Raw genomic sequence first — 21,551 nt, 5'->3', positions numbered from 1 at the left:
GTGAGGGACTCAGGTGCGCTGCCGGTTGCGGAGCGAGTCGAAGAACACCGCCAGCAGGACGACGACGCCGACCACCACGTTCTGCCATTCCGTCTGGATCGACAGGATGCGCAGGCCGTTGACGAGCACGCTCATGATGAGCGCGCCGATCACGGTGCCGATGATGGATCCGCGACCGCCCAGCAGCGAGGTGCCGCCGATGATGACGGCCGCGATCGCCTGCAGCTCGTACCCCGTGCCGATCTGCGGCTGTGCGGAATCGAGGCGCGAGGCGATGACGATGCCGGCGACGCCGGTGAACGCCCCGGCGAACATGTAGACGAGGATCGTCCAGCGACGCGTGTTGACGCCCGACAGCCGGGTGGCCTCCTCGTTCGAGCCGATCGCGAACGTGTAGCGGCCGAGCAGGGTCTTGGACAGCACGAGACCGGCGATGATCGCGAGGACGGCCGTGATGAGCACCGCGTTCGGGATGCCGGGGATGATCGTCCCCAGCGCGATGCGCTTGAAGTCCGGGGCCGAGGTCGAGAAGTAGATGGGCGCGACGCCCGAGATCACCAGGGCGAGTCCGCCGGCGATCATCATCATCGCCAGGGTCGCGATGAACGGCGGCAGATGCAGGAAGGTCACGTTCACGCCGTTGATCAACCCCATCAGCACGCCGGTGGCGATGCCGCCGAGCACGCCGACCCAGACCGGCAGCCCCCAGTTCGTGATGAAGACGCCCGTCATCACGGCGCACAGCGCCATGCCGGTCCCGATCGACAGGTCGATGCCGCCGGTGATGATGACGAAGGTCGTCCCGAGCGCGAGGATCCCGATGACGGCGGTCGACAGCAGCACGGTGGCGATGTTGCTGAACGTGAAGAAGTTCGGGCTCGCGATGGCGAAGAAGATCACCAGCACGACGAGCGTGCCGAACGCCAGCGACTGCTGGAGCTGGCGCTTGAGGAACCCCGAGACGTCGCGCTTGTCGGTGTTCTCGTTCACGGCCTGCTGGATGACGGTCGTCGTCGACCCGGACTGTTCTGGCGTGCTCATCACTCTTCCTCCCCGTGGGCTGCGAGGTGCATGATCTTCTCCTGAGTGGCTTCCTCATTGCGCAGCGTTCCGGTGATCCTGCCGTTCGCGAACACGGCGATGCGGTTCGCGACGCGGAGGATCTCCGGGAGCTCCGATGAGATGACGATGATGGACTTGCCGGATGCCGCGAGCTGCTGCATCAGGCGGTAGATCTCCTCTTTCGCGCCGACGTCGATGCCTCGGGTCGGCTCGTCGAAGATGAGGACGTCGCAGTCGCGCATCAGCCAGCGGGCGATCACGACCTTCTGCTGATTCCCGCCGGACAGCAGCTTGACGATCTGGTTCACCGACGGCGTCTTCACGCGCAGCTGCTGGACGTACTGCTTGGTCTGGTTCTTCGCCTTGCCGTCGCGCATCCAGCCGATGGCGCCGGCGTAGGTGCTGAGGGACGCGAGCACGGTGTTGAAGGTCACGTCCTGCTCGAGCATGAGCCCAAGGAGCTTGCGGTCCTCGGAGAGGTAGCCGACGCCGTGCTTCACGGCATCCTCGGGATGGCGGATGCGCACCTGCCTGCCGCCGATCGCGATGGTCCCGCCGTCGCGGTGGTCGGCGCCGATCACGGCTCGGGCGGTCTCGGTGCGCCCGGCCCCCATGAGTCCGGCGAAGCCGAGGATCTCGCCCCTGTGAAGCTGGAAGCTCACGTCCTTGAGCAGCGACTTCGTCGACAGGTTCTGCACGTCCAGCACGACGGGATCGTTCTGGTGCTCGCGGGCCGTCGGACGCGTGCCCTCATCGATCGCCCGCCCCACCATCATCTCGATGATCGTCGGGATGCTGATCTCGGACTTCTCCAGTGATCCGATGTATGTGCCGTCGCGGAGCACGGTCACGCGGTCGGCGAGGCGCTTGAGCTCGTCCATGCGATGCGAGATGTAGACGATGCCCGTGCCGCGCGCCCGGAGCTGCTCGATCAAGGCGAACAGCGTCTCGACCTCGCTGTCTGTCAGCGCGGAGGTCGGCTCATCCATGATGAGCACCTTGGCGTTGAACGACAGCGCCTTGGCGATCTCGACCATCTGCTGCTTGGCCACGGTGAGCTCGCCCACCTGCTGACGCGGATCCAGATCGATCTCGAGGCGCTCGAGCAGCTCGGCGGTCTGCCGGTTGAGCTTGCGCTCGGACAGGAACCCGCCGGACACCGGCTCCCTGCCGATGTAGATGTTCTGCGCGACCGTGAGGTCGGGCATGAGGTTCATCTCCTGATGGATGATCGTGATGCCGAGCTGCTGCGCCTGCAGGGGACTGGTCAGCTCGACCTCGCGGCCCTCGAACGTGATCGTCCCCTCGTCGCGCGTGTAGATGCCCGAGAGGATCTTCATGAGCGTTGACTTGCCCGCGCCGTTCTCGCCGACGAGGACCAGGACCTCGCCGCTGCGCACTTCGAGGTGCACGTCCTTGAGCGCCTGCACGCCGGGGAACCCCTTGCTGATGCCTTCCACCCTGAGGATGGGATCGCTCATGCTGTCACCTGCTCCCTTGGAGGTTTCGTAGCGATGTTTCTTCGGGTCGAAACATCCGATCAATTCTCTCTTGCGATCGATTTCACCGCAAGTTGTACCTAAATGTATCTAACGATCGTCCGTGAGGGAAGACCTGTAATAACATCTTCATCACGAGGCGCACGAGGGACGTGCGCGGAGAAGAGGGATCATGCTCATCGGCGCGCATGCACTGGTGTTCACCGGCACCTTCGACGAGGCGGGGCTGCGACGTTCGATCGAGGGGGTCAGGACAGCCGGATTCGACCTCATCGAGATCCCCCTGATGGATGTCGACGGCTTCGACTCCGCTCTCGCGCGTCGGATGCTGGACGACAACGGGCTGGCCGTCACGGCATCCCTCGGACTCACGGCCGCCACCGACCTGTCCAGCGAGGACACCGGCGTCGTCCGCGCCGGTGAAGAGCTGCTCGAGCGCTGCCTCGACCACGTCGCGGCGATGGGCGGCGAGGTGCTGTGCGGCGTGATCTACTCCGCCATGCGGAAGTACGGCGAGCCCGCGAGCGAGCGCGGGATCGCGCACAGCCAGGAGGCGATCGGACGTCTCGCGACCAGGGCCGCCGATCGCGGCATCCGGCTCTCCCTGGAGGTCGTCAACCGCTACGAGTCCAATGTCTTCAACACCTCACGCGGCGGACTTCGCTTCCTGGACGGCATCGGCTCTGACGACGTCTCCCTGCATCTGGACACGTATCACATGAACATCGAGGAGTCGGACCTGTTCCAGCCGGTGCTCGATGCCGACCGGCGCCTGGGCTACGTGCACATCGGCGAGAGCCACCGCGGCTACCTCGGCACCGGAAGCGTGGACTTCGCGAGCTTCTTCCGTGCGCTGGAGCGGATCGACTATGACGGTCCCGTGGTGTTCGAATCGTTCTCATCCGCAGTCGTGAGCGCCGAGCTGAGCAACACGCTCGGCATCTGGCGGAACCTCTGGCAGGATTCGGACGATCTGGCCGCGCACGCCAACCGCTTCATCCGGGACGGACTGCACGCCGTCCGGACCATCGCGATGCACTGAGCCGATCCCGCCGTGGGCGGTGGGACGGGCTGCCGGCGAACACTTCACAAACGATTATCGATTAGTGTAATGTTCCCGGTATCCCCCCTCCCGTGCACCACGAAAGGATCAACGATGATCAAGGGCCGTCACCTCACGGCGCTGAGCCTGGCCTCGGTCGCCGCGCTCAGCCTGGCCGGCTGCGCCACGTCCACCCCGTCCGGCGACGGCGACGAGAAGATCGAGCTGAGCATGCTCGTCAACGTCACGCCGAACCTCACCGAGGAGTACTGGAACGAGCTCGTCGCGCCGTTCGAAGAGGCGCACGAGAACATCGACGTCGTCATCCAGAACCCCGGAGCCGAAGGCGTGCACGCCGCAGTGCCGCGTCTGCTGGCGGCCGGCGACGCGCCGGACATCGTCCAGTCCATGGCCCCGACCACCGAGCTGGCAGCTGAGCTGGTCGACCTGTCAGAGTACGACTGGGCGACGTCCGCGCCGCTCGCCGATCAGTATTCGATCGACGGCAAGTACTACATGGCCGGGATCGGCGTGCAGCTGCAGAGCCTGTTCTTCTACAACAAGACCGCCTTCGCCGAGGCGGGCATCACCGAGCTCCCGAAGACCGTCGACGAGCTCACCGAGGCGCTCGGCAAGCTGCAGGACGCCGGATGGACCCCGGTGCAGACCGGCGGGGACTGGATGACCAGCCACACGCTGCAGGCCATCGGCCTGCCGTCGATCATCCCCGAGTACCCGGACTGGTTCCAGGAGATGAGCTCGGGAGAGCTGACCTTCAGCGAGACCTATGCGGATGCCGTCGACACGTACGCCGACTGGGTGGCCGAGGGCTACATCCCCAAGGACGCCCTGGGCATCAAGTACCCGGATGCCGAGCAGGCGTTCCTGTCCGGCGAGACCGCGGTGTACTCGATGGGCAGCTGGTTCGCCGGGACGCAGGCCGGCGCCGCCGAGTCCGCCGACATCGGCGTCTTCCGCGCCCCGGCGTTCGACGACGGCACCCAGCCGTCGATGGGGGCGAACATCGCGAGCCCCTACTCGATCATGAAGTCGAGCGAGCACCAGGACGCTGCGGCCCAGCTCATCGAGTTCCTCGTCACCGACCAGGACGCCGTCAGCAGCCAGCTCGCCGTCGACGGCAACTTCCGCGACGGGTACGAGTACGAGATGACCCCGCTGGGCGAGGAGCTGCTCGCGATCGTCGCCGACACTCCCGCCGACGCGTACACGCCGACCGGCAACGGATACGGCGAGCGCACCGTGCCGTCGGAGTACTCCAACGAGCTCAACACGCAGACGCAGGCGCTGATCGGCGGCACCCCGCCGCAGGACGTGCTGGACGCCATGGACGCGTGGTTCCTCGCGAACGCGAACTGAGGACGGAGCCCGGGTGCGGCGCACGCCGCACCCGGGGCCCGCAGGACAGAGGATCTCGAAGATGAGCCAGACCATGATCGCCCCACCGGACACCGTCGCCCCGGCGGCTGCGCCTCCTCCGCCGCCGCGGCGCGCGAAGTCCGCAGCGGCCCGCGCACGCCACGCCTTCCCCGGCTTCCTCATGGCCGCACCGGCGGTCATCGTGTTCCTGCTGATGTTCGTGATCCCCATGATCCTGGCGTTCGTGCTCAGCTTCACGAACTGGAACGGCTACAGCCTGAACTTCACGTTCGTCGAGTGGGACAACTATCTGAAGGCGTTCCGCAACCCGCGCTCGGTGGACGCGGCGATCTTCACCGCGATCATCGCCGTGATCGGCACCGTACTCTGCAACGCGGTCGGCCTCGCGATCGCCGCCTTGATCTCCGGCCCCGGCCGCTCCAACACCCTGCTGCGCACGATCTTCTTCTACCCCTACGTCATCAGCGCGCTGATCATCGGCTTCCTGTGGTCGGCGATGCTGGCGCCCGAGGGCGCCGTGAACGGGATGCTGACCACGCTGGGTCTTCCCGCGATGCCGTTCCTCGTCGAGCCGGACTTCGCCCGGGCATGCGTCATCTTCACGATCGTCTGGTCGCACTTCGGGTTCAACATGATCCTCTTCCTCGCCGGCATCAAGTCGGTGCCGGTGGAGTACTACGAGGCGGCCACCGTCGACGGAGCGACCCGCTGGCAGCAGTTCCGCAACATCACGCTCCCGCTCATCGCCCCGGTCTTCACAGTCAACATCGTCCTCACCCTGGTCGGACTGCTCAAGGTGTACGACATCGTGCTGTCGCTGACCGACGGCGGACCTGCGGGCTCGACGCAGACCATCGTCTACCAGATCCTCAAGGACTCGTTCGCCAACTCGAACCTCGGCTTCGGCGCCGCGCAGTCCGTCATCCTGCTCATCGTCACCGCCGTGCTGGGACTGAGCGTCACCCTCATCCGCCGCCGCGCCGAGCGAAAGGTCACCGACTGATGAGCGCCCGCACCTCCGCTCCCGTCTCCGCCCGGGTCGTCCGCTGGATCATCCTCGGCGCCGTCGCGCTGCTCATGCTCGTCCCGCTGTACACGATGGTCATCAACGCCTTCAAGCCGCAGGCCGAGATCATCGCGAACCCGCTCGGCCTCGACCCGGCCACGTTCACGTTCGACTACCTCTGGGCCGCGATCACCAGCTCGAAGTTCAACGTCATCGCGGCGTACGGCGTGACGCTGTTCTTCGTCGCGCTCGTCAACGTCTGCTGCATCGCGCTGGCGGCTCCCGTCGCGTACGTCATCGCGCGGGGCCGGTCTAAGTGGCACATGGGGCTGCTGCTCCTGTTCGTGTCCGGGCTGTTCATCCCCGGCCAGGTCACGCTGATCCCCGTCGTCTTCGTGCTGCGTCTGCTCGGACTCATCAACACCATCCCCGGATTCATCCTGTTCGAGACGGCGGCGACGCTGCCGGTCACGATCTTCCTGTTCGCGGCCTATCTGCGCACGGTCCCGCGCGACATCGACGAGGCCGCGGCCCTCGACGGCGCCGGACGCATCCGGGCCTTCTGGTCGTGCATCTTCCCCGTCATGCGGCCGATCGTCGCCACGGTCGTGGTGCTGAACTCGATCGGCGTGTGGAACGACTTCGTGAGCCCGCAGATCATCCTCGGACCCAGTTCGGGGATCTACACCGTGACCACCGGCGTCTACGCCGCGGTCGGGCAGTTCGCCACCGACTACACCGTGGTGTTCCCGACGCTGCTGCTCGCCGTTCTGCCGGCGATGATCTTCTTCGTCGTCATGCAGCGCCACATCATCGGCGGCCTCGTCACCGGTGCGACGAAGGGCTGAGGATGACGACCACCTCGCACACGACGCCGTTGCGCGCGATCCCGGCGTGGGCCGTGCTGCAGCGACGCCTGTTCGACGAGATCGAGGACGCCAGGCAACTGTTCGTCGAGCGCTACACGAACCCGGACGGGAGCCTGCGGGGCATCGCGGCGTTCGACGACCGCGACGGCGTCGACGACCTGTACGAGCCGTTCTTCAACTGGCCGGCGTTCTATCTGCTGGGCGGGCCCGATGCCGTGCTGGCGGATGCCAAGCGGCACTGGGAGGGCGTCACCTCGCAGCTCACCGCGGCCGGCATGCTCACGGACGAGTACGAGAACGGCTACGACTGGTTCCACCAGGGCGAATCGGCGCTGCTGTTCCTCGGCATCTGCGCTGCCGATCCCGGCGACGAGCGCTTCGCCGAACGCGCGCGCAGATTCGCCCGGCTGTACCTCGACCCGCAGCACGGCAACTACGACCCCGAGCACAACATCATCCGCGCACCCCACAACGGCGCACTCGGTGCCCGCCCGGGCCTCGAGGACGGAGGGCCGCGTCCGTACTCGGCGGCCCTGGCCGAGATGCGCCCCTACGGGCTGCCCGTGCACGGCGTCGACGGGATCGCGGAATGGGAGGATCTCGCGGATCCCCAGAACGCACGCCGCATGGCCGAGGAGATGCAGCGGCGGGCGGCCGGCGACGTCGCGGTGAACCTCGCCTCCACCTCGCTGGTCGTCAACGCGTGGCTGTACGACCAGGATGCCGAGGCCGCCGCCTGGGTGATCCGTTATGTCGAGGGGTGGGTCGAGCGAGCGAGGGCGAACGGCGGTCTGCTGCCGGACAACGTCGCCCCGGACGGCACGGTCGGCGGCCTGCAGGACGGTCGCTGGTGGGGCGGCCACTACGGCTGGGCCTGGCCGCACGGGCTCCATTCCGTCGCGATGGGCGCGATGATCGGCGCGTTGAACGCCGCCCTGGTCAGCGGAGACGACGCTCCGCTCGACCTGGTGCGCACGATGCTCGACACCGTGCTCGACCGCGGCATCCGAGGCAGCGTGGCCGACTCGGAGTACAGCCTGCGCGGCGAGTGGATGTTCCGCCTGGGCGAGGCCGCCTCGGACGAGGCACTGCTCGTGCCGTACCGGTACGGCATCCACGGCTGGTTCGACCACGGTCCTCTCCAGCTGGATCTGCCGACCTGGCTGTGGTGGTGGACCGGGTCGGATGCCGACCGGGCGCGCCTGGATCGCGCGATCGCCGCGCTTCCGGAGACCGCTGATCCGGTGCCGGCGTTCCGCGACAAGGAGGAGGCCGGTCACGAGGCCGGCTGGGTCCGCTTCCTCAGCGGGGATCTTCCGGACTACCCCGAGCGGGCGCTCGCGATGGCGCTCGGTCAGGTCGCCCGGCGCGCGGCGCTCATGCGCGCGGACGGCGACGACCCGGACGGCGCCCACCTGCACTTCTGGCAGCGGGTGAACCCGGTGGTCACCGAGGTGCTCTCGCAGTTGATCACGGGGACCCCGCAGGTGCTCTACAACGGCGGCCTGCCGTTCTCCGCCGTCGACTACGCCGATGCGGACCGCGATCGCCCAGGACTCCCGCCCGATGTCGCGGCCCTCGTGGACCGGCGGGAACCCGGCCTCCTCGGCATCCGCCTCGTCAACACGTCCACGACACGGGCTCGGCGCGTTCGCATCCTGCCCGGCCGGTTCTCGCGAGAGAGCATCACGTCCGCCGTCATGACGGGCGAGGGCGACGACGGCTACCCGGGATCCAGCGGCGCATACGCCGGCACCCGCACCGATTCGACCTCGATCGTCGTCGACTGCCCGGACGGCACGCTGACGGTCGACCTCGCGCCCGCGCACGCCGCCGAACTGACACTCACCCTCACGCGGACGCACTCCGCACCGCACCATCGCACCGACGAAGGAACACCATGAGCGACACCCCTCTGATCCGGCCCGACTTCGCGCTTCCCGTCCGGGGACCGGCGTACGAGCGGCCGTCCGCCGAGCTGATGTCCTCCTTCGACCAGGTGTCCTCGGCCACGGCATGTGCGAAGCTGCACGGTCTCGGCATCCGTCGCAGCTATGTCGACGGACCGGTTCCGCTCTCCCCCGGCCAGCGGGTGGTGGGCTCGGCGCTCACGCTGCAGTTCATGCCGCAGCGGGAGGACCTGGCCTCCGGACACGGTCAGGAGTACGCCGAACGCCACACGGCCCTGTGGCACGTCCTCGAAGCGGTCCAGCCGGGCGACGTGCTCGTCATCCAGGCCTACGGGAGCCGGTTCTCGGGCTGCATCGGAGACATCCTCGCGCGCTACTTCGCCCGCAAGGGCGGAGCGGGCATCGTGGTGGACGGACGCATCCGCGATTCGGGCAAGATCCGCGAGCTCGGCATCCCGGTGTGGTCCACCGGGACGACACCCCACTACGCGTCGCAGTCCGAGCTGACCCCGTGGGGCTACGACGTCCCGGTCGCCGTGGGCGGCTCGCTGTGCATGCCCGGCGACCTCGTCGTCGCCGACGACGACGGCCCCGTCATCGTGCCGCAGGCGATGGCGTCCAGCGTCGTCGACTCGGCACGCGACCATGAAGAATGGGAGGGCTTCAGCCGTCAGCGCCTCGACGAGGGCGCCCGCCTGAGCGACTATTACCCGCTGACCCCGGACAGCCGTGAGGAGTACGAGGCATGGCGTTCCGCGCAGAGCTCCGTCCGCTGACCCCCGCGGCGGGATTCCGCGACGATCTCGGCCTCGGCTGCGCCCCGATCGGGAACCTCTACAGTCCCGTCGCCGATGAGGACGCCGTCGCCACCGTGGCGGCCGCGCTCGCCCATGGCATCCGGTTCTTCGACACCGCGCCCAACTACGGAGCCGGCGAGAGCGAGCGCCGGCTGGGCGTCGCGCTTGCGGACGTGGACCGCGACACCGTGACGATCGCGACCAAGGTCGGCCGCATGATCGTCGACGACGAGGGAGCCGAGGTGCCCGCCGGTGCGAGCGGCGCCGGCCTGATCAGCGACGTCGGCTACGACGCCGTCTGGCGCAGCGTCGAGGGGAGTCTGAGACGGCTGCGCACCGACCGGATCGACCTGCTGCACCTGCACGATCCGGAGGACGTGGATGCCGCGCTCTCCGGTGCCGTGCGTGCGATGGTCGAACTGCGCGAGCAGGGGGTCGTCCGCGCGCTGGGCGTCGGGATGGTGCGCACCGCACCGCTGACCCGGTTCGCCGCCGAGGCGCCGGTCGACGTGATCATGGAGGCCGGCCGACTGACGCTGCTCGACCGGACCGCACTCGACGACCTGCTCCCGACCGCCGCGGCGCACGGGGTCGGGATCCTCGCGGCCGGCGTCTACAACTCGGGCGTGCTCGCCGATCCGCGCGGCGCGCCGTACTTCGACTATCACCCCGCTCCTTCGGAGATGGTCGCGACAGCCCTGCGTCTCGAGGACGCCTGCCGAGCGGCCGGCGTCAGCCTGACGGATGCGGCCGTGCAGTTCGCGTTCCGCCACGACGTCGAGGGCGTCGTCGTCGGCGCTCGGACGCCCGACGAGGTCGCTGCGTTCGCCGCGGCCGCGACGAGCGCGATCCCGGAGTCGCTCTGGGATCGCCTCGACCGCATCGCCGCGGGCTGACGTGCGCGTCGTCGACGCCCACGTGCACCTGTGGGATCGCACGCGGCATCCGCTCTCCTGGTTCCGCGACGACATGGGTCTCTCGCCCCGGGTCCTGGCCGCCGACCTGGAGGCTGCGGCGGAGGTCGAGTCGGCGATCGCCGTCCAGGCGGCCGACACGCTGACGGAAGCGGTGTGGCTCGTCGCCGAGGCCGCAGGGAGCCGCACGGTGTCGCGGGTCGTGCTCCAGCATTCCCCGTCCGCCGGGAGCTGGGCGGGCGTCGCGGCTCCGGCACTGGGTCCCGCGGTCGCGGGCATCCGCGCCGCGATCCCGCAGTACGCGCCGGATCTTTCGGATGTCACAGGACTCGACGCGCTGGGCGAGGGACTTCGCCGAACCGGGCGGGTGCTCGAGTTCCTCATCCGGCCCGCGCAACTGCCCGGCGTCGCCGCGTTCGCCGATCGGCATCCGGACCTTCCCATCGTGCTGTGCCACCTCGGCCTCGGTGCCGCGGAGGCGACCGGAGAGTGGCGAGCCGCTCTGGCGCAGACGGCATCCCGCCCCCGTGTGCATGCGAAGCTGTCGGGGGTGGTCGGGTCCCGGACGGACACCGAGCTCCGGGAGATCGCCGACGTCGCCCTCGCGGCGTTCGGCCCCGAGCGGCTGATGTTCGGCAGCGACTGGCCGATGTCCGCCCGCCGGCTGCCTCACCACGCCGTCGTCGAGTCGACCGCGCGCATGCTGGACGGCCTCACCCGCCGCGAGGCCGCGGCGGTCTGGCACGGCACCGCCGACCGCGTCTACGCGTCCGTCGCGTCCTGATCCTCCAGCAGCGTTCCCGCCGCATGGCGTCGGAACAGCTCCGCCGCGGCGTCGGGATCGCCGGCCTCCAGGACGTCCAGAAGGCCGCGGTGCCAGTCCGCGACCTCGTGCCAGTCCCCGGTGAAGGTCGGGTCTCCCAGCACATGCATGACCCTCAGGCTCGGTTCGAGCAGATCCCACATCTTGGGCAGGTACACGTTGCCGCTGGCTTCGATCACGGCGCGGTGGAAGACGAAGTCGAGTTCGCGGAACGCCGGCAGGTCGGAGCGGTCAGCGGCCTCGTGCATCTGCTCGATGACGTCGATGAGCTCCGTGCGGCGACCGGGGTCCAGGTTGCCGCTGGCCAGTCGCCCCGCCAGGCCCTCGAGTTCGACGCGCGCGATCTTCGCCTGGGCCGCCTCGGCGTCGGTGTAGGTCGCGACGAAGTTCCCCTGGTGACGCACATGCGACACCAGTCCCTCGTGCGCGAGGCGCTTCAGGGCATCGCGCACCGGCGCCTGGCTGACCTCGAGCTGACGCGCCAGCTGCGACTCCACCAATTGCTCGCCGGGCTCCAGCGTCGAATCCTTGATCATCGCCTTGATCATCAGATAGATCTGGTCGGACAGCAGCCCTCGCTGCAGTCCCTGGGGAGCCAATGCGTCAGCCATGGTCCCATTCTACGGCCATTATCGACTATCGCTAATGACCAAGGCCCACGGCCTCGACAGAGACCGTGGGCCTTGGCCATGGGTTCACTTGCGCTTCTTCTTGATGGACACCGTCAACTCCACGGTGCTGTCCCCGTATGCCACGGTCAGCTTCTGGTGCGGACGCACCCTGCTGCTGTCGAAGCCGGTCACCATCTCCGCAGTCACGTCCATCCGGGTCGTCGAGCCATCGCTCCAGGTGACGTCCAGGATCATCCCGGTCACGTCGAGCTCCTCCCCGATGAGGTACTTCGTCTTTGGCGCCGCGTCCGCGGCCCAGGCCACCGATTCCACGGTCGCCGGCGGCGCGACCCTCGTCAACGTGATGCTGTTCTGCTTGGCGTAGTGGTAGACGTTGAAGAAGCCGTCGGCACCGATGCGCAGGTTCTCTCTCGCATCCAGTCGATTCCACACCGTCTTCCCGTCCACCTGGAGGACGATGCGGGTGCCGGCGTCCTCGGCGATGGCGCCGAACGCGATGCGATGCGTGCTCCCCGGCTCGATCGTGGTGTTCGGGATGACGTCGAGCATCGTCTGCCCCGGGCTCCAGCTCTGGAACTCCATCGTGTCCTCCTTGATGACCACCAGGTAGCCGGTGTTGGAGTTCTGCCACGCCGGGACGCCGGTCTGATCGGACCGGACCTGGAAGCCGTACCAGCCGCCGTCGAATGCGCCGAAGGTCGCATCGAACTCCAGCAGGCCGTCTCCGAAGCGCTCGGTCTCATAGCCGTGCACGCCCTCGGCGTTGACTCGGATCGTCCCCTGATCGAAGTCGAGCTTGTCCGACTGCGTCCAGTTCGCGGCATCGGAGAGCTGGTCACCGAGCGCGATCGTGGGATGCTCGGCATCCGCGACCGTCACCACCGCGGTCGCCGAGATCGACGGGTCGGCGACCGACGTCGCCGTGATCGTCGCCTCACCGGCCGCAATGGCGGCGACGATGCCATCGGTGACCGAAGCCACGGCCGGATCGCTGCTGGACCAGGTGACGCGCACGTCGCTGGCGTCCTGCGGCGACACCGTTGCGATCACCGGCCGACGTTCACCGGTCTGCAGGGCGAGTTCGCCGGCATCGAGGGAGATGCCGTCCACCGGAACCGCCGATATCGAGAAGCCGACGTCATCGAAGTCCAGGTGCGAAAAGCCCTCGGTGTAGAACCCGACCTTGCCGGCGGCGCCCGGCGCGGGATCAGTGCCCTCGAGCACGACCTCGCCGTTCACCACGATGCGGATCACGCCGTCCTGCACGGCGATGCGGACATGACTGGTCGCCGCCGCGGGCAGCGCCTTCGTCGGATCGAGGACGACCTCGCCGACGGTCTGCCACGCGTTGTCGAAGATCGTCCAGGTCGGTCCCGCCGCCGCATTGCGATAGCGGATGTAGCCGCCCCCTGCGCTGTTGCGGTTGTAGACGATCATGACCGCGTTCGCGGGAACGCTCGTCGGCGTCGTGACGTCGAAGTCCAGCACGAAACTCGTGAAGTCGCGGGGCAGCTGCGAGTTCGCGCCATTCACGATCCGGTACACGTGGTCGCCGCCCTCGGCGGCGACGATGCTGCGATTCGGATCCGTCGGCCAGCCGTTCGAGCCGTCTTCGAAGTCGGTGAAGTGCAGCACGCCGTCGCCTTCACCGACGACCACCTCGATCGTGTCGGAGATCCCGGCATCGGATGCTGCGGTGACCGTCACGGTCGTCGAACCGGGCGCCATGCCGGTCAGCTTCCCGTTGTCGACCGTCGCGATGGACTCATCAGCGGACGAGTACACGAGACGGGCATCATCCGCGTTCCACGGCAGAGGCGTCGCGCGCACGAGTACTTCCTTGCCGACATCGAGCGCGACGGCATCCGCGTCGAACGCGACAGCCTCGAGCGGCACGGACTCGGGCGACTGCGTCTGGCCGATGTGCCCCTTCGTGCCGATCTCATCGAAGCCGATGTCCTCGAATCCGGGGATCTGAGCGAACACCGCGGCGTCTGCGGTCAGGCGATAGTCGCCGTTCGCCGCGTCGACGAACCCGGGGTCGCCCTCGCTCACCCAGTTGCTGTCGTAGTTCAGCAGCTCCTTGACATCCCGTGCGCCCTGCGCGTTGACCTGCGACTGGCGGGGAACCGTGGGGTTCCACACGACGTTCTTCGCGAACGTGCTGTGGTCGGGGAAGTAGTGGTTGTCCTCGAAGAAGTGAGCGAGCTCGGGATACTTCTCGAGATACGGCGTGCCGACGAAGTCGTCGTTCTCGGCGAACACCTTCTCCCATTCCGGCATGTACGAGCGATCGACGACGTTGCCCTCGTGGTCGCCCATCCACAGTTCGTAGTTGTCGTACGGCACGTTCGCGTCGACGAAGATGTTGTTCGTGGCCTCGATGTAATCGGCTGACCCGCTCTTGATGGCGCTGTTGCCCATGTTCACGAAGATGTTCTTCTCGATCGTGAGATCCCACGTGAAGTTGTCGGCGTAGATCCCCTCGACACCGGCCATGCCTGCACCGATGTCATGGAAGTAGTTCTGCCGGAAGACATGCCCCCGTTGCTGCGGCGTCATCCCGGAGTTCATGTAGATCGCACCGAGATCGTGGAACGTCTTGCAGACGTCGTAGACCTCGTTCTGCTCGAACAGGTGATCGTTGCCGTGCACGATGATCCCGGGGTGCGGGGCGTCGTGGATCTCGTTGCCACGCGCCACGTTGCCGACCCCGTCGAACATCACGCCGGGGTTGTAGGCCTTGTGGTAGTACGCGAAGTCATGGATCTCCGAGTTCTGCACGCTGTTGTTCCCCGGCGTCAGCGTCGTCTTGTCCCCGCCCTGCAGCACGACGCCGACCCCGCCGATGTGGCTGAGCTCGCTCGCGATCACGGCATGGTCCGTGCCGCCGCGGTTCACAGGGATGCCGTCGTAGGTGTACCGGCCGGGTGAGTTGATGAGCACGCCGCCGTCGGTGAAGTTGCGGATGTCGCTGTGCTGGATCGTCACGTTCGAGCCGCCGAGGATGACCGCTGCCGTGGCGCGCCCGTACTCGAGCACGAGATCGTCGAAGGTGATGTGCGAGGCACCGTCTGTGCGGATCATCGGCTCGTCGAGTGTGGTCACCACCGGTGCGCCTCGTCCGGCCAGGAACGCGGCGTTCGGCACGAGGTACAGCTTGCCCGCGGCCCTGTCGATGTAGTACTCCCCCGGGGCGTCGAGCTCTTCGAGGAGGTTCTGAGCGAAGTGGAAGTCCGGGAACCAGCTCTTCATGATCCCGGACATCTCCCCGTAGCGCAGGGTGATGGTCTTGGCGTCGGTGTCGATCGCCTCGATCTTGTTGTACGACCACTCCCAGCTGTAGCCGAAGATGCCGTCGAGCCAGACGTCCTCGGCCTGGGTCCAGTGCTGCGGACGATCGTACGTGTAGGTGAACGTGCCACCGCGCTCCTGAAGATCGGCATCGGCACGCGTGGGCCCCGGGTCGATGATCTCGCCCATCTGAACGGTGTCCTTGGCGGCACCGGCGTTGGGCCAGCGGGCGAGCGTCATGCCCTGCCCGTCGATGTAGAGCTCCATGGGCGGGGTGCTGCTGACGTCATTGGCCTTCCAATAGCCGTGGCGGCTCAGCTGGCCGTAGTCCTCGATGCCGAGCGCCGCCAGGTCGATCTCGCGGATGTCGTCCCTGGCGGACTCCTCGATCACGCGATCCAGGACCGACTGGTCCTCCGTCAGGCGGAAGTCCTCGTAAGAGAGCGTCTGTCCGCCCGTCAGGGTCGCCACCTCTCCGGGGTACGAGCGGTAGACGATGGGGGCATCCGCTGTTCCGGAGTCCTCGGCACCGAGTGCGAAGGATGCGGAGCGCTGGTAGCTTCCTTCGCGCAGGTAGACGGTCGCCCCGTCCGCAGACAGCGTGCCGGCCGCTTTGCGCTCGCGGATGAGGTCGCGCGCGGCTTCCAGCGTAGCGAGCGGCGCATCGATGGAGCCGGCCGCCGCGTCGTCGCCGTCCGTGGCGACGTAGATCACGTCTCCCGGTGGCTCGTCGACGGCCGTTGCCGGATCGGGGTGGAGCGCCGGCAGCGCCGTCGCCACCAGGGCCGTCAGGATCAATGTCGTCGCAGCTCGCTTCATCGCGGTCTCCAGACTCGGGGGCGCCGCCCAACAGTGCGCGGCAGGTGGATGCGGCCCACCTTATAGTAATCGATAATCGACTGACAAGTATCGATTAAGCAAACCGCCGAGTCCGCCGAAGAGGCGCCGATCAGATCATCGTCGCGCGATGGCGGTCGTCAGGCCGAGACGTGCCCGACGACGCCCTTGCGCAGCAGCGCGTTGCCGTATTTGCGCGTCTCGCCGGTGCGGACCAGGAGATACGCGCCCTTCGCGATGTCGTAGTAGGCGAAGCGCTCGACGAAGCGGGTGGTCTCCCGGGTCGTCCCCGCGGACGCCATCAGCTCCCGCTGGACGTCGAGCACCTCGGCATCCGCCGATTCCATGAGGTCCAGGCCCGGCGCGTCGTCCAGCGGCAGCACCGTGCGGATCGCCGCGACGACCTCGGGTGTCGTCGTCCCCGGAAGGTCGACGACCCGCTCGCCCAACGCCCATGCCGGGAAGTGCGCGTCCGCGACGACCACCGAATCGGAGTGCCCCATCCGGTCGAGGTGCAGCAGCATTTCACCGGTGAGCAACGGGTGGATTCCTTCAAGCATCCGCACCTCCTGGGATGAGTCCCTCGTCCGCGAGTTCCGCCCAGAGTTCCGCGGGGATCGGCAGGGCCGCGTACTCGGCGTTCTGCCGCAGCTGCGCGGGGCGGCTGCCTCCGACGACGACGCTGCGCACGGCGGGCGCGCGCAGCGGGAACTGGACGGCCGCGGCGGGCAGCGGCACGTCGTGCGCCCGGCAGATGTCGGCGATCCGCACCAGACGCTCCCACAGCTCGTCGGGCAGCGCGCCGTACTCGTAGCGCCCGTCGCGACGCGGCTCGCTCTGCGCGAGCAGGCCGGAGTTGAACACGGATGCCGCGACCACTCCGGTCCCCGTCTCGTCGCAGGCCGGCAGCACGTCCTTCGCCGCGGGCTGCTCGAGCAGCGTGTAGCGCCCCGCCACCATGATCGTGTCGAGGTCCGCCTCACGGACGGCGCGCGTCAAGGCGTCGGCGACCATCGACCCGATGCCGATCTCGCCGATCTCGTGGGCGGCTCGCAATCGTTCGAGCGCCGGGAAGGCGCTGTCGATCGCCAGGTCGAGGTCATGCCGTTCCGGGTCGTGCAGGAAGACGATGTCGATCCGGTCGATCCCCAGCCGCTCGCGGGATTCGTCGAGACTCGCGCGGATCCCGGCATCCGAGAAGTCCCACACCCGCCGCAGATCGTCGCGGACGTGGAAGTCGTGCGCCGTGTCCAGCCCGCCGACGTGCTCGGGATTGGGGCGCAGCAGCCGGCCGACCTTCGTCGACAGCACGAACTCGTCCCTCGGCTTGGTCTGCAGGAACGCACCGAGCCGGCGCTCGGACAGCCCCAGCCCGTAGTGCGGCGCCGTGTCGTAGTACCGGATGCCGGCGTCCCACGCCGCCTCCAGCACGGCCCGGGCCTCGTCGTCGGTGAGCGCACGGAACAGGTTGCCGACGTTCGCAGCGCCGTAGCCGAGCACCGGAAGCTCACGCACCGACATGCGCACCCGTCCACGTGTAGGCGGCGATGCTCTCGGCCTTCATCTCCATTCCGGTGCCCGGCGCCGTGGGCGCCATGTAGGAGCCGCCGCGGATGTCGGTCGGGATGACGAAGTGCTCGTGCAGGTGGTCCACGAACTCGATCATGCGTCCCTCGCGGGTGCCGCTGACGGCGACGAAGTCGAACATCGACAGGTGCTGCACGGCCTCGCACAGGCCGACACCACCGGCATGAGGACAGACCGGAACGCCGAACTTCGCGGCGAGCAGGAGATTCGCGATGTTCTCGTTGACGCCGGCGACGCGCACGGCGTCGATCTGCATGACGCTGATCGCCTCGGCCTGCAGCAGCTGCTTGAAGATCATCCGGTTCTGCGCGTGCTCGCCGGTCGCGACCCGGATCGGGGCGACTCCCCGCGCGATCTCGGCGTGGCCGAGGATGTCGTCGGGGCTCGTGGGCTCCTCGATCCACGCGGGCCGGAACTCGGCGAGCGCGTTCACCCAGGCGATCGCCTCCGACACCTCCCAGCGCTGGTTCGCATCGATCGCGATGGGGAAGTCCTCTCCGACGACCTCACGGGCCTTGCGGAAGCGGCGGATGTCGTCGTCCAGGTCGGCGCCGACCTTGAGCTTGATCTGCGTGAAGCCGTCGGCGAGCGCCTCCCGCGCGAGCCGCTCGAGCTTCTCGTCCGAGTACCCCAGCCAGCCGGGGCTCGTGGTGTATCCGGGGTAGCCGGTGGCGAGGAGCTCCTGCTCGCGCTCGGCCCGACCGGGTTCGGCCGCCCGCAGGATGGCGAGGGCGTCCTCGCGCGTGAGCGCGTTGGTCAGGTACCGGAAGTCGACGAGGTCGACGATCTCCTCGGGCGTCATGCGCGCCAGCAGCTGCCACAGCGGCAGGCCTGCGCGCTTGGCCTTGATGTCCCACAGCGCGTTGACGACCGCGCCGATCGCCATGTGCATGACGCCCTTCTCGGGCCCGAGCCAGCGCAGCTGCGAATCGCCGATGATCTCGCGGAACGTGCTCCCCATGTCCGCCAGCAGCGGCTCGATCTCCCGGCCGACCAGGTGTCCGGAGAGTGCCTCGATCGCGGCGACCTGCACATCGTTGCCCCGGCCGATCGTGAACACGAACGCATGTCCGGCGTCCCCGGCATCCGTCCGCACGATGACGTACGCCGCGGAGTAGTCCGGGTCGGGGTTCATGGCGTCCGAGCCGTCCAGGCTCAGCGACGTCGGGAAACGGACGTCGGCGGTCTCGAGGGCGACGATGCGGCTCACGGGTTCCTCTCCTCGCGCAGCGGATCGATCTGCGCGGATCACTTGGAGTGTAAACATCCGATGTCTATACTGTCAACGACACCCGCCGCTCGACGGCGGCTCCCCGACGAAGCAGGAGAATCATGAAGTTCGCGCGGCTCGGCGCCCCAGGATCCGAAATCCCCGTCCTCGTGGAGGGCGACCGTTACCTCGACCTCCGTCCCGTGACATCCGATGTGAACGGCGAATTCCTCTCCAGCGACGTTCGCGCGCGGGTCACCTCGGCGCGGGATGCCGGTGAGCTGACGGAACTCTCGGGCACCGCCGACATGCGCATCGGCGCTCCGATCGCCCGCCCGAGCGCGGTCATCTGCATCGGGCAGAACTACGCGGCGCACGCGCGCGAGTCCGGCGCCGAGCCGCCGACGGTGCCGATCATGTTCCTGAAGACGCCTAACACCGTGGTCGGTCCGAACGACGCCGTGACGATCCCGCGCGGAAGTGAGAAGACCGACTGGGAGGTCGAGCTCGGCATCGTGATCGGCGAGCGCGCGGCGTACCTGGACTCCCCCGACGAGGCCGAGGCGCACATCGCCGGGTACGTCGTCGCGAACGACGTGTCCGAGCGCGCCTTCCAGATGGAGGTGTCGGGCGGGCAGTGGTCGAAGGGCAAGATCGCGTTCGGTTTCAACCCGACCGGGCCCTGGCTCGTGACACCGGACGAGGTCGACGTCGACGATCTTCGACTGCGCAGCTGGGTGAACGGCGAGGCGCGCCAGGACTCGAACACGGACGACATGATCTTCGACGTGCGCACCATCGTGCACCACCTGTCGCAGTACGTCACGCTGGAGCCGGGCGACCTCATCCTCACCGGCACCCCGCAGGGCGTGGCCTTCGGCGGGAAGTTCCCCTACCTGAAGGCCGGTGACGTGGTCGAGATCGAGATCGACGGCCTCGGGCGGCAGCGCCAGGAGTTCGTCGCGTGGGAGGCGAGCGCATGAGCCGGCTGGACGGTCTCGTCGCGATCGTCACCGGCGGCGCCTCCGGCATCGGCGCCGCGATCGCCGACCGACTGCAGGCCGGCGGCGCTCAGGTGGCCGTGCTGGATCTGAACACCACGGGCACCCCGCATTCCGCCTTCACGGCCGACGTGTCGGACCGCGCGTCCGTCGACGCCGCGGTCGCGGCCGTCGCCGAGCGCTTCGGACGCATCGACATCGTCGTCAACAACGCCGGCATCGGGGCCGTCGGGGACATCGCGGCGAACGACGATGCCGAATGGGCGCGCGTGCTGTCGATCAACGTCACCGGCATCGCGCGCGTGACCGCGGCCGCCCTGCCATGGCTGCGCCGGTCGCCGTCGGCGGCCGTGTGCAACACGGCATCCATCGCCTCGACGACCGGACTACCGCAGCGCGCTCTGTACACGGCGTCCAAGGGTGCCGTGTCCGCACTGACCCGCGCGATGGCGGCGGACCACCTGCGCGAGGGCATCCGCGTCAACGCAGTCAACCCCGGCACCGCCGACACCCCCTGGGTCGGGCGCCTGCTCGATCAGGCCGACGACCCGGCGGCGGAGCGCGCCGCCCTGGAGGCCCGTCAGCCGCACGGGCGGCTCGTCTCCCCCGAGGAGGTCGCGGCCGCGGTAGCCTATCTGGTCGGCCCGGATGCGGGATCCACCACCGGCACCTGCATCGAGGTCGACGGGGGCATGGCGCAGCTGCGCCTGCGGGTCGAGTGACCGCGGTACGGCGTCGCCGCTCGGGTCAGCCCAGACCGTAGAATCGCGCGGCGTTGCGCCACAGGATCGCGTCGGCGTCGAGATCGCGAGCCGTCGCCCAGCGTGCGACGGTGTCGGTCCAGGCGGGGATGGCGGCGGCATCCAGCGCCGGAGCGTCCCCACCCGACCAACCGGCTGCCGTCACGGCCGACACCGGCCAGTCGCTGCCGATCATGATCCGCTCGCCGCCGAATGCCGAGGCCACGACGTCCAGGAACGGTTCGACCTGCACCGCGCTCCATGACCCGCCGGCTTCTGCCGGGAGCCCGGACAGCTTGCACGACACCTGCGGGTGCGCAGCCAGCTCCGTGATCGCATCGGCCCACTCCGCGCTCGGCGCCAGCGGAGCGGTTGCCGTCCCCACCTCAGGCTTGCCGAGATGGTCCAGCACGATCCGCAGGCCCGGCTCTGCCGCGGCCAGCCCGATGACGTCGCGCAGCTGAGCCGCACCGCGAACGCACGCGTCGAACGTGAGCCCGTGCCGGACGAGCTCGGCGGCACCCGCACGGAACGCCTCGGTCCCCGCGAAGCCCACCGGCGCCCCCTGAAGCAGGTGCCGAACGCCGACGACGAGGGGGCGCGTCGCCAGCACGTCGAGATAGCGCCGCGTCTCCTCCCCGCGGTCCAGCCGGGCACCCGCGACGATGCCGCGCACTCCGACCCGCTCCGCGATGGAGCCCACCCAGGCGACCTCGTCGAGGTACTGCTCCTCGGCGCAGTCGGCCTGCACGAAGACGGCGGCGTGCTCCGCGGCATCCCCGCCCCGTGCGGCGAGGATCTCGTCCACGGCGAAGCGCGTGCGCAGCGGACCCTCCAGCCAGGAGTATTCGAGTCGGGACGGATCCCACAGGTGCAGATGGGAGTCGAGGATGCGCATGGATCCATCCTGCCGCAGACATCGGATCATTG

Annotated in this window: 18 protein-coding genes; 10 read left to right on the top strand and 8 right to left on the bottom strand. The window is 68.3% G+C overall.

Translation table 11 applies throughout. The annotated features are described in order from the left end of the window. Positions 1-9: 9 nt before the first annotated feature. Together AC3RXZ_RS12875 and AC3RXZ_RS12870 are read right to left on the bottom strand one after the other, a co-directional pair. Positions 10-1,041, bottom strand: a complete 1,032-nt coding sequence (locus tag AC3RXZ_RS12875; RefSeq protein ID WP_243229481.1) for an ABC transporter permease — start codon at positions 1,039-1,041, stop codon at positions 10-12. Then, complete coding sequence (locus tag AC3RXZ_RS12870) at positions 1,041-2,543, bottom strand: sugar ABC transporter ATP-binding protein (RefSeq protein ID WP_243229480.1); 1,503 nt, start codon at positions 2,541-2,543, stop codon at positions 1,041-1,043. The genes AC3RXZ_RS12875 and AC3RXZ_RS12870 overlap by 1 nt, the downstream gene beginning before the upstream one ends. 190 nt (positions 2,544-2,733) lie before the next feature. Here AC3RXZ_RS12870 and AC3RXZ_RS12865 point away from each other — a divergent pair, with 190 nt between their 5' ends. The 8 genes from AC3RXZ_RS12865 to AC3RXZ_RS12830 all read left to right on the top strand — a co-directional run bounded on the left by AC3RXZ_RS12865 (position 2,734) and on the right by AC3RXZ_RS12830 (position 11,281). Further along, positions 2,734-3,603, top strand: coding sequence for a sugar phosphate isomerase/epimerase family protein (locus AC3RXZ_RS12865; RefSeq protein WP_243229479.1), 870 nt, complete (start codon positions 2,734-2,736; stop codon positions 3,601-3,603). Positions 3,604-3,717: 114 nt separating this feature from the next. Further along, positions 3,718-4,980 carry an ABC transporter substrate-binding protein gene (locus AC3RXZ_RS12860; protein WP_243229478.1) on the top strand — a complete coding sequence of 421 codons (1,263 nt, stop codon included), beginning with the start codon at positions 3,718-3,720 and terminating at the stop codon, positions 4,978-4,980. Between the two features lie 61 nt (positions 4,981-5,041). After that, on the top strand, positions 5,042-6,004 hold the full coding sequence (locus AC3RXZ_RS12855; RefSeq protein ID WP_243229477.1) for a carbohydrate ABC transporter permease: 963 nt from the start codon (positions 5,042-5,044) through the stop codon (positions 6,002-6,004). Continuing rightward, positions 6,004-6,855, top strand: a complete 852-nt coding sequence (locus tag AC3RXZ_RS12850; RefSeq protein ID WP_243229476.1) for a carbohydrate ABC transporter permease — start codon at positions 6,004-6,006, stop codon at positions 6,853-6,855. Before AC3RXZ_RS12855 ends, AC3RXZ_RS12850 begins: the two co-directional genes overlap by 1 nt. A gap of 2 nt (positions 6,856-6,857) precedes the next feature. Continuing rightward, the gene (locus tag AC3RXZ_RS12845; RefSeq protein WP_491494277.1) at positions 6,858-8,780 is read left to right on the top strand and encodes a DUF8034 domain-containing protein; all 1,923 of its coding nucleotides are present in this window, start codon (positions 6,858-6,860) and stop codon (positions 8,778-8,780) included. Then, positions 8,777-9,562: an RraA family protein gene (locus AC3RXZ_RS12840; protein WP_243229474.1), complete on the top strand. Its 786-nt coding sequence runs from the start codon at positions 8,777-8,779 to the stop codon at positions 9,560-9,562. Before AC3RXZ_RS12845 ends, AC3RXZ_RS12840 begins: the two co-directional genes overlap by 4 nt. Beyond that, the gene (locus tag AC3RXZ_RS12835; protein ID WP_243229473.1) at positions 9,532-10,479 is read left to right on the top strand and encodes an aldo/keto reductase; all 948 of its coding nucleotides are present in this window, start codon (positions 9,532-9,534) and stop codon (positions 10,477-10,479) included. Before AC3RXZ_RS12840 ends, AC3RXZ_RS12835 begins: the two co-directional genes overlap by 31 nt. Position 10,480: 1 nt before the next feature. Continuing rightward, positions 10,481-11,281 carry an amidohydrolase family protein gene (locus tag AC3RXZ_RS12830; protein ID WP_243229472.1) on the top strand — a complete coding sequence of 267 codons (801 nt, stop codon included), beginning with the start codon at positions 10,481-10,483 and terminating at the stop codon, positions 11,279-11,281. Here AC3RXZ_RS12830 and AC3RXZ_RS12825 read toward each other — a convergent pair. The 5 genes from AC3RXZ_RS12825 to AC3RXZ_RS12805 all read right to left on the bottom strand — a co-directional run bounded on the left by AC3RXZ_RS12825 (position 11,260) and on the right by AC3RXZ_RS12805 (position 18,880). Continuing rightward, positions 11,260-11,931 carry a GntR family transcriptional regulator gene (locus AC3RXZ_RS12825; protein ID WP_243229471.1) on the bottom strand — a complete coding sequence of 224 codons (672 nt, stop codon included), beginning with the start codon at positions 11,929-11,931 and terminating at the stop codon, positions 11,260-11,262. The two genes, AC3RXZ_RS12830 and AC3RXZ_RS12825, sit on opposite strands and share 22 nt — an antisense overlap. A gap of 84 nt (positions 11,932-12,015) precedes the next feature. Continuing rightward, positions 12,016-16,065 carry an Ig-like domain-containing protein gene (locus AC3RXZ_RS12820; RefSeq protein ID WP_243229470.1) on the bottom strand — a complete coding sequence of 1,350 codons (4,050 nt, stop codon included), beginning with the start codon at positions 16,063-16,065 and terminating at the stop codon, positions 12,016-12,018. A gap of 158 nt (positions 16,066-16,223) precedes the next feature. Beyond that, positions 16,224-16,643, bottom strand: coding sequence for an RbsD/FucU family protein (locus tag AC3RXZ_RS12815; RefSeq protein WP_243229469.1), 420 nt, complete (start codon positions 16,641-16,643; stop codon positions 16,224-16,226). Continuing rightward, the gene (locus AC3RXZ_RS12810; RefSeq protein WP_243229468.1) at positions 16,636-17,604 is read right to left on the bottom strand and encodes an aldo/keto reductase; all 969 of its coding nucleotides are present in this window, start codon (positions 17,602-17,604) and stop codon (positions 16,636-16,638) included. The genes AC3RXZ_RS12815 and AC3RXZ_RS12810 overlap by 8 nt, the downstream gene beginning before the upstream one ends. Continuing rightward, positions 17,591-18,880 carry an L-fuconate dehydratase gene (locus AC3RXZ_RS12805; protein WP_243229467.1) on the bottom strand — a complete coding sequence of 430 codons (1,290 nt, stop codon included), beginning with the start codon at positions 18,878-18,880 and terminating at the stop codon, positions 17,591-17,593. Before AC3RXZ_RS12805 ends, AC3RXZ_RS12810 begins: the two co-directional genes overlap by 14 nt. Positions 18,881-19,002: 122 nt before the next feature. Here AC3RXZ_RS12805 and AC3RXZ_RS12800 point away from each other — a divergent pair, with 122 nt between their 5' ends. Further along, positions 19,003-19,863 (top strand): fumarylacetoacetate hydrolase family protein, encoded by an 861-nt coding sequence (locus AC3RXZ_RS12800; RefSeq protein ID WP_243229466.1) that lies wholly within the window; start codon positions 19,003-19,005, stop codon positions 19,861-19,863. Continuing rightward, positions 19,860-20,603, top strand: coding sequence for an SDR family NAD(P)-dependent oxidoreductase (locus tag AC3RXZ_RS12795; protein ID WP_243229465.1), 744 nt, complete (start codon positions 19,860-19,862; stop codon positions 20,601-20,603). The genes AC3RXZ_RS12800 and AC3RXZ_RS12795 overlap by 4 nt, the downstream gene beginning before the upstream one ends. Before the next feature lie 25 nt (positions 20,604-20,628). Here AC3RXZ_RS12795 and AC3RXZ_RS12790 read toward each other — a convergent pair whose 3' ends face one another. Further along, complete coding sequence (locus AC3RXZ_RS12790) at positions 20,629-21,519, bottom strand: amidohydrolase family protein (RefSeq protein WP_491494276.1); 891 nt, start codon at positions 21,517-21,519, stop codon at positions 20,629-20,631. Between the last annotated feature and the right edge of the window lie 32 nt (positions 21,520-21,551).

The organism is Microbacterium cucumeris (assembly GCF_058349845.2).
This window is presented reverse-complemented; position numbering and strand designations above follow the sequence as displayed.

What these genes read in the sequence shown, in the direction of transcription:
- AC3RXZ_RS12875 (WP_243229481.1), bottom strand. Translation starts at nt 1,041, where the DNA reads ATGAGCACGCCAGAACAGTCCGGGTCGACGACGACCGTCATCCAGCAG.
- AC3RXZ_RS12870 (WP_243229480.1), bottom strand. Translation starts at nt 2,543, where the DNA reads ATGAGCGATCCCATCCTCAGGGTGGAAGGCATCAGCAAGGGGTTCCCC.
- AC3RXZ_RS12865 (WP_243229479.1), top strand. Translation starts at nt 2,734, where the DNA reads ATGCTCATCGGCGCGCATGCACTGGTGTTCACCGGCACCTTCGACGAG.
- AC3RXZ_RS12860 (WP_243229478.1), top strand. Translation starts at nt 3,718, where the DNA reads ATGATCAAGGGCCGTCACCTCACGGCGCTGAGCCTGGCCTCGGTCGCC.
- AC3RXZ_RS12855 (WP_243229477.1), top strand. Translation starts at nt 5,042, where the DNA reads ATGAGCCAGACCATGATCGCCCCACCGGACACCGTCGCCCCGGCGGCT.
- AC3RXZ_RS12850 (WP_243229476.1), top strand. Translation starts at nt 6,004, where the DNA reads ATGAGCGCCCGCACCTCCGCTCCCGTCTCCGCCCGGGTCGTCCGCTGG.
- AC3RXZ_RS12845 (WP_491494277.1), top strand. Translation starts at nt 6,858, where the DNA reads ATGACGACCACCTCGCACACGACGCCGTTGCGCGCGATCCCGGCGTGG.
- AC3RXZ_RS12840 (WP_243229474.1), top strand. Translation starts at nt 8,777, where the DNA reads ATGAGCGACACCCCTCTGATCCGGCCCGACTTCGCGCTTCCCGTCCGG.
- AC3RXZ_RS12835 (WP_243229473.1), top strand. Translation starts at nt 9,532, where the DNA reads ATGGCGTTCCGCGCAGAGCTCCGTCCGCTGACCCCCGCGGCGGGATTC.
- AC3RXZ_RS12825 (WP_243229471.1), bottom strand. Translation starts at nt 11,931, where the DNA reads ATGGCTGACGCATTGGCTCCCCAGGGACTGCAGCGAGGGCTGCTGTCC.
- AC3RXZ_RS12820 (WP_243229470.1), bottom strand. Translation starts at nt 16,065, where the DNA reads ATGAAGCGAGCTGCGACGACATTGATCCTGACGGCCCTGGTGGCGACG.
- AC3RXZ_RS12815 (WP_243229469.1), bottom strand. Translation starts at nt 16,643, where the DNA reads ATGCTTGAAGGAATCCACCCGTTGCTCACCGGTGAAATGCTGCTGCAC.
- AC3RXZ_RS12810 (WP_243229468.1), bottom strand. Translation starts at nt 17,604, where the DNA reads ATGTCGGTGCGTGAGCTTCCGGTGCTCGGCTACGGCGCTGCGAACGTC.
- AC3RXZ_RS12800 (WP_243229466.1), top strand. Translation starts at nt 19,003, where the DNA reads ATGAAGTTCGCGCGGCTCGGCGCCCCAGGATCCGAAATCCCCGTCCTC.
- AC3RXZ_RS12795 (WP_243229465.1), top strand. Translation starts at nt 19,860, where the DNA reads ATGAGCCGGCTGGACGGTCTCGTCGCGATCGTCACCGGCGGCGCCTCC.
- AC3RXZ_RS12790 (WP_491494276.1), bottom strand. Translation starts at nt 21,519, where the DNA reads ATGCGCATCCTCGACTCCCATCTGCACCTGTGGGATCCGTCCCGACTC.